General features: G+C 44.3%; 5 protein-coding genes. All 5 read right to left on the minus strand.

The window, feature by feature from the left end; genetic code table 11:
* Window positions 1–156: 156 nt before the first annotated feature.
* Window positions 157–702, minus strand: a complete 546-nt coding sequence (locus J6I68_RS13040) for a VanZ family protein (protein WP_292220953.1) — start codon at window positions 700–702, stop codon at window positions 157–159.
* A 16-nt stretch (window positions 703–718) separates the two neighbouring features.
* A complete protein-coding gene (locus J6I68_RS13045) occupies window positions 719–1588 on the minus strand; it encodes an HAD family hydrolase (protein WP_292220955.1) in 870 nt (289 codons plus the stop codon).
* A gap of 66 nt (window positions 1589–1654) precedes the next feature.
* The gene (locus J6I68_RS13050; RefSeq protein ID WP_292220957.1) at window positions 1655–3511 is read right to left on the minus strand and encodes an alpha-amylase family glycosyl hydrolase; all 1857 of its coding nucleotides are present in this window, start codon (window positions 3509–3511) and stop codon (window positions 1655–1657) included.
* 744 nt (window positions 3512–4255) lie between these two features.
* Window positions 4256–7042, minus strand: a complete 2787-nt coding sequence (locus J6I68_RS13055; RefSeq protein WP_292220959.1) for a hypothetical protein — start codon at window positions 7040–7042, stop codon at window positions 4256–4258.
* A gap of 18 nt (window positions 7043–7060) precedes the next feature.
* Window positions 7061–7263: hypothetical protein (locus J6I68_RS13060; protein ID WP_292220961.1), on the minus strand; the 203-nt coding region annotated here is incomplete at its 5' end.

Genomic DNA, 7263 nt, shown 5'->3' on the forward strand with positions numbered 1-7263 from the left:
ATTTTGTCAGCAAGTATCATTTTGTTTTCCTCCGCTATTTTCGTTTTTTGTTTCGAGATCTCTTTTGTTTGATTTTGTGATCTCAGATTACGAAAAATAACAGTTGCAATCTATAAAGTCGCCTTGGAAATTTGTCAACTGATGGTTGCAAATGTGTCAACCACGCCTTTTCTTCCTGTGGTTCGAAAGAGGCCTGAAAATCGTCATCCGCCCAGTCCATCCCACGATCCTGGTGATTATTATTCCAAAAAGGATACCAAAACTGTCTATGACAATATCTTTTTTCTGGGGAGTCCTTCCCGCCACAAAAGATTGATGATATTCATCGAGGCAGGCAAAGCCCACGCAAAAGATTCCTGCTGAAAAAACGAGCCATAGGCCCCTGACTCCGTAAACATAAAGGGGAAATGCCACAGAGACCGCCAAAAGGAAGTACTCTGTAAAATGGGCTGTCTTTCTTATGTAGTGCTGTCCCTCTTCAGAGAGGTGCTCAATGTATTTTATGCTCCATCCCTTGTCCAGAGTCTCGTTGGCGTAGGTCAAAACCTTGACTCCCACTTCGTAGCTGAGGCGACTGCTCTCATCTGCGTCCTGGGCTGAGAACATGTAGATCAGGCACATCATCACTATTGCGGGCACGAAGGACATTGGCTTTAGCACAAACCTCAGGGTCTGCTTGATATACAGTAAAAAGTATTTCATTTTATCCGTCCTGCACCTAGAGGCTTAATATCTTTTCAATATTGCCATCTGATATGATCACCGGGAAAAGATCTTTTTCCTTGATATCAAGCTTCCTGATGCCTTTATTGATATCTTTATCTGAAACTTCGTAGGTGTTAAGGAAAATGCTCCTGATACCGCTACCTGCCGCAACCCCTACGTCACTTGTAATGTCGTTACCTATCATAACACATTTTGACTTATCCAGTCTGTATTTGGAGATGAGAACCTCCATAAAGGCAGGATCCGGCTTTTTTATCATAGCCTCAGATGATATGAAAATACCTTTAAAATAGCTGTAGAGTCCTGTGTCCATCAGCTCTTTTTCAGTGAATATCTTCTGGGCATTGGACAAAAGAAATATCTTCTTTCCGTATCTTTTCAGCTCTTTTAATGTTCTTTCAACGCCCTCATATTTTACAAGCTTATCCCTTGAGGTGTTCCTGAAATAGGTGCACAGAGCCCGTATCTGAGGAGTTATGTACTCTTCCTCGTCGTACTTGTGGGGAAGATAGGTATTTGCAGCATCAATCTCCGCCTGGTTATACCCCAGTCGGCTGTTGGTAAATTCCGAAGCTTTTCCGTATATCTTTTCCGCAATGAGCCTTGTCCAGACCCAGGAGATACGGATCTCAGGGTACCTGGTGGTTATGCCCCTGTTTTTCTTAAGATAAAAAGTCAGGGCTTCTTCCTCCAGGGCGCAGATCTCGAGATATCTTTTCCTTAGCTCTTTTGCTGTATAATCAGCCCCGAACTGACACTGGAGATATGCTGCCATGTCCTGCCACAGACCATGCTGTTCCTCGTCTGTGTGAATATCTATAAGCGTCCCGTACAGGTCAAAAATATAGTTATCAAATGTCATTCGTTGTCCCCCAACATGCTGCGCTCAGGCTATTTTACATGTATCTGACGGTTCCATTTATTGGTTTTACTTATCTGAAGTAAGCACTGCTACCCCATAGGGAGATATCGTAAGTTTCCCATCTGCCAGAGAGCTTACTGTTTCCCCGGTGTTTAGCTGATAGGAAAGCTCCTGGTAGTTCTTTGTAGTATCAGTGCCTGTTATGTCTACAGTCTTCTCTTCATCAGAAGTGTTAATCACAAAAAGAAGTGATAATGGGCCAAAGTCTGCGGATGCATCACTGCCTGTTACGGTTTCAGGGTCAGCGCTTTCCAGGTAGTTCTTGGCTTCTTCATCAGTGACTGACCTTGTAAATGCGCATATATCCTGATCTGAAAGGTCTTTTACCATAGTGGTGGTTCCTCTGGCCACAACCGGATATGTGTTTCTTAGCCTGATGGCCTTCTTAAAGTAATTATATATTGAGTAGGGGTCTGTTGTCTGCACATCAAGAGCTGGATACTTCATCTTGAAGTAGTCCATGGCCTTGGGACCTTTGCACATGCCAGCGCTTACATTGTCCATGAAGGCTGGAAGCGCCTCTTCTGAAGCATCTGCTTCCCCTGCTGTCCAGTACATGGGAGCTCTCTTGTTTTCATCCTTACCAGAGCCCTTCATTCCAAGCTCTTCGCCGTAGTATATAAATGAATTACCGCCCATGATAAGGCTTAGGCCATATGCAAGCTTTAGCTTGTCCTCTCCGCCGGTTCCTGTGTAGTAGCCAGCACTTCTTGCCATGTCGTGGTTTGTATAAAAAGGTGCGTCTATGGCTGTGTCGTAGCTTCCTCTGATGGCTGCCTCACTCTTTTCAAGTGCCTCTGCAAATCTTGAAGCAGGGCTCGTTCCCCTTACAGTTGATGCTATGATGCCTTCGCTTCCAGCGAACTCAAAGTCAAAAAAGCTGTCGATGCCGCTTTCATAGTATTTCTGATAAGTTGCAGCATTAGCCCAGGCCTCGCCTACAAAGTAGGCATCCTTGTTGTCGTCCTTGAGCCATTTCAGGAACTCGATATTCTTCTGGTCCTGGCCTGTGTAATAGTAGGTCGTTGCATCAAGCCTGAAACCGTCAACCCCTCTGTCTGTCCAAAAGTGCGTAATGTCAGACAGTTCCTGTCTTAGGGCATCACTATCGAGGTTTAGATCCGGCATCTCAGACCAGAAGCGGGCCTCATAGAAGTAGTCTGTGCCTGCAACTGGTTCATAGCCCTGCTGCTTTTCGTTTGAAAAATTGTAATATGCAAGAAATGGGCACTCTGATAGAGCCTGTGTAAGGGCCAAAGTGTCTCCAGATTCGCCAGCGTCAGCCCCAAATTCAAGCCCCGGGTGTTCTTTCAGATACCCAGTAGCCTCCAAAAACCAAGGATGCTGACTTGATGAGTGGTTAAACACCGTATCGATTATGACGTTGATGCCCCTCTTATGGCATTCAGAAACCAGATTGTCAAAATCCTCCAAAGTTCCATACTCAGGATCAATATCCTTGTAGTTAGTCACATCATACTTGTGATAGGTTGTGGATGGGCTTATGGGCATCAGCCATATCTCATTGCAGCCAAGGTCTGTATCTGTGGTATCATCCCCATCATTGATGTAATCAAGCATCTTAGTTACGCCGTTAATGTCACCAACTCCGTCTCCGTCACTGTCGTAGAAGGAATAGACGAAGATCTCATAGGTAGTCCTGTACTTGTCGTTAAGGATATTTAAGGAAGGGAGTTCCTTTTCCTGCCCGGAAGCCAATGCCTTATCGTCTGTAGCCGCTTCGGTATCGGCCTGATCTACACCCTTTTGCAAATTATCTTTATCACTTGCTCTGCCGCAACCTGACATGGCTGATATTGTCATAAGGCCTGCTAAAAACAGGCTTAAAGCTTTCTTTTTCATACTATCTCCGCCTTTATATGTGTATGGTTCATCTTACTTATCTTAACATACCAGCTCGCGAAAGGAAAACGTTTTCTTTGGTTAACAAGCGATCTGAGCATTTCATAATAGATCCATTCTTCTTCGTGAACAACTGCTCAATAAGTGACTTTGTGCCATTATCCGCAAATAATGCAAATAGGTGCCCATTCAAAATCCAATATATCGTAAATTATCTGCTCAAAACTTGATAAGTGCCTTAATTCATGCTGTTTTTTAGGGGATCTATCTCGATCATGACTGGAAAATGGCACAATCTTGCCATTTTCCTTAGGGGTACGGTCTTAATATATTACCAGATATAGCACAAAACAAATTTATGTAAACCATGCATGATCAGGTTGTGTATTTATGTCAACCAATCTAGCCAGAAAAAGTTTATGTCTGCCAGTCAATCTGAAAAAGTTTATGTTTACCAATCCTGTATGTTGAATGAAGGTTTATGAAATCTCTGGATATAGCAAAAGAGGTACCATGTTTTCTGCATGAAATTCTTAAAAAATCAAGCACAAATGGTACCTCTTTCCCAGATGCTGCACATATCACCCACAACTTGGCGATATTGCATCAATATGTGTGTTCAATTATAAAAATGCTATATACCCCTTTTATCGAACCTGAAAGATTCACCCATAGTCAGAAACTTCGATTAAAACTTGCATAACAAAACTTTTTCTGCATATAGTCATCTTTCTACAGTCAACATCACAGGCTCTTGATACTGTCAGTCTTAATGATGAACTTAACACTTGAATCTACATCATCAGCAGAGCCGCCAAATGTCTTGTAGCTGCTGCCAGCTTCCTTTATAGCTTCAAGTCTGTCAGTGAAGTCTGAAAGGTCTCCGTCAAATGCCTCGTAGATCTTCTTGATACCCTCTTCATCAAACTTGGTAACACCATCGAGCAGCTCCTTAACGCCGTTGTCGAGCTCGATTGAGCCATCATAGAGCTCTTTTGTTCCATCAAGGAGATCACCTGCTCCGTCGTTAAGCTCTCCTGCTCCGTCCCTAAGCTTTCCTGCGCCGTCAAAGAGTTCTCCTGCTCCATCAGCAAGCTTTTCTGCGCCATCTCTTAAAGCGTCATTGTTGGAAGCCAGTTCTTTTGTTCCATCTGCAAGATCTGAAGCACCGCCTGACAACTTGGCAGCGCCATTATCAATCTTAACTGCAGTTTCGTAGATTGTTCCAAGTCCTGAAGTAAGTCCGCCAAGCTTTTGTACAAGCTGGCCAAAGCCTTTGTTAAGAGCTGCAACAGCCTGTAAAAGGGTCGGAGTCTGAGGATTAGCAGATGCAGTAAACATCTGAACAGACTTATCCGTTGCTCCATAAAGAGCCTTTGAGGAACCAAGCATCTGGTTGTAGCTATTCATGAAAGTTTTTGCTGCATTAACATCATTTGCAGAAGCAGTAGTCAGAGGCTGATAGGTAGTTTTAAGGATTGTCCTTGTAACAACCATGGTCTTTGTGGAATTAAGCTCTTCGTCGTCATCATCGTCGTCAGTTGACTCAGTTACTTCAGATGAAACTTCGCTCTTTTCCTTTACAGTTCCTGCATCAGGATTGTCCTTTTTCTCCGCGGTTTCGTTGTTCTTATTCTCATCGTCACCATTGCCATCGCCACTCTCATCATCGTCGTTATCATGATTTACTTCAGGCTCTGTGACATCTTCTCTGGTATCATCGTCATTTTCATTTGGATTGGTAAGAGTGTCAGTCTTTACGGTAACGATATTGTCATCATCTGCAGTAACGGGAGTCTCAGTAGTTTCTGAAACTGGAACTTCCTTATCCTCATCAGTTCCGTCCGTATCAAGTCCATCGAAAAGGTAGGAATACTGCGGGTCTGATACTATGGTCTGGGTTGTCTGGTTACCCGCTCCGGGAGTAGATGAGGCATTGCCATAGACTTCAGTAAGGATATCATTGTAATGACTATACTGGCTCATCCATCCGTTTGCCACAGCAACTGAAGTCAGCTGATCATCTGATACATCCTTAAGGCACTGGTTAAATAGTTCATCTCCGCCCTGCTCAGCAGTCAGAGGGTTAGATAGCGTAGCTGTTCCCTTTGCATTAAGCCACTGATAGATAGCTCCGTATGCAGTTCTCTGATATTCCAGCTTTTTCTCCGCAGAATTTAAAGAAGTCTGAAGATTTGCAAGTCCTGTTGCTATCTGCTGAACTCCCTCAGAGCTATTACTTTGCTGTCCGTTTCCTGATGATACAAGTCCGGCAGCCTCGATTCCCTTTACAAAAGCGCTTGTGCCCTTGTGAAGCTCAGCTGCTCCGCTGGCAAGCTGGCCTGCTCCGTCATTTACCTTGGATACGCCGTCTGTGTACTTGTTGATACCGTCTGATAAAGTACCTGCTCCGCTGGCAAGAGTTCCTGTTCCGTCCCGAAGTGTAACTGTTCCGTCATAGAGCTTCTGAGTGCCATCCTTAAGCTCAACTGCTCCGTCGTAGAGCTTTTTGGTTCCATCTGTAAGGTCTGTAGTGCCGTCTTTGAGCTTGCCAGCGCCGTCAACAAGCTTATTTGAGCCATCGTTAAGCTCTTCCATGTCGTCCTTCAGATCTGTAAGCTTGTCAGAGCCGGACAGATCAGTCATACCAAAATCTGAGAGGATATCTGAGCTTGCCATTGTGATTGTCATTCCAAGCTCGAAGTCTGTTGTATCTGCTGTGATCTCGAAGGAATTTGAAAGTCTCTCCTTGATATCGTCGGCATCTTCAAGCTTATCCCACTTATCCTCAGAGATATCAAGGCTCTCCTTAAGTCCTGGAAGTGCAACACCCATAACAATGGTCTTACCGCCATCTGAAATTACCTTACCATTTGAGATCTCTACATTTGCGAACTTATCTGCATCAAGCATCATGCCTGAAACCATTGCAAAAGGTGTGTAAACCTCAACATCCTTGCCATTAACTTCTACTGTCTGCTTGCTGTTGTTCTCATACTCGAAGCGGATTGTAACCTTTCCGCTCTTGCCAGCAAGTTCCTCAGGAGAAATCTCTTTTCCATCGAGAGTATACGTGATCTTCATGGTCACAGGAAGCTGCTTGTCTGTAGTTCCCTGATAGTAGATATCTGAACCCTCAGCGTCCCAGGTAAGAGTTCCGTCACCGTTGTCCTTGAAGGTTTCGCTGCCCTTGACGTTTACGATATTCTTAAGCCCTGTAGTATCATCAAGAGCTGCCGATGATGCTGCGTTCTTGAGCCACTCGCTTACGATAACATCGTTAACTGCGCCGTTTGCATCGGCTGTAACATAAACTGTCTCAACCTTGTCAGCGGAAGACTCTGCTGATGCGATGTTTGAAGCACTTACCATGGTGTCTGCAAGAGCGTCTGTCTGCTCCTGTTCAGTTTCCATTGTCACTGCTGCTGTCTCGCTGGTCTCAACTGTATTCTGCCCGCAAGCAACTGTCATAATAGCCATCATAGCGGCCATAATTACTGAAAGTGATTTAATGAGATTCTTTCTGATCATTTTTCATCCCTCCTCATCTCAAGCTACTTTATGTCTATGGATCAGGCCACCGATATGATGCTCCCTCTCCGCTTTAACTGTTTTCATTCCAAATGTTGTTCTCATGATCAGGCCATCAAAGAGCATATACATTGAAGGCAGTACCAAAAGAACTGTGAACATACTGATGATGGCGCCCCTTGCCATAAGCATGCACAGTGAACCGATCATATCGATACTGG

Source organism: Butyrivibrio sp. (assembly GCF_017940685.1).
Taxonomy (GTDB): domain Bacteria; phylum Bacillota; class Clostridia; order Lachnospirales; family Lachnospiraceae; genus Butyrivibrio.

What these genes read in the sequence shown, in the direction of transcription:
- J6I68_RS13040 (WP_292220953.1), bottom strand. Translation starts at nt 702, where the DNA reads ATGAAATACTTTTTACTGTATATCAAGCAGACCCTGAGGTTTGTGCTA.
- J6I68_RS13045 (WP_292220955.1), bottom strand. Translation starts at nt 1,588, where the DNA reads ATGACATTTGATAACTATATTTTTGACCTGTACGGGACGCTTATAGAT.
- J6I68_RS13050 (WP_292220957.1), bottom strand. Translation starts at nt 3,511, where the DNA reads ATGAAAAAGAAAGCTTTAAGCCTGTTTTTAGCAGGCCTTATGACAATA.
- J6I68_RS13055 (WP_292220959.1), bottom strand. Translation starts at nt 7,042, where the DNA reads ATGATCAGAAAGAATCTCATTAAATCACTTTCAGTAATTATGGCCGCT.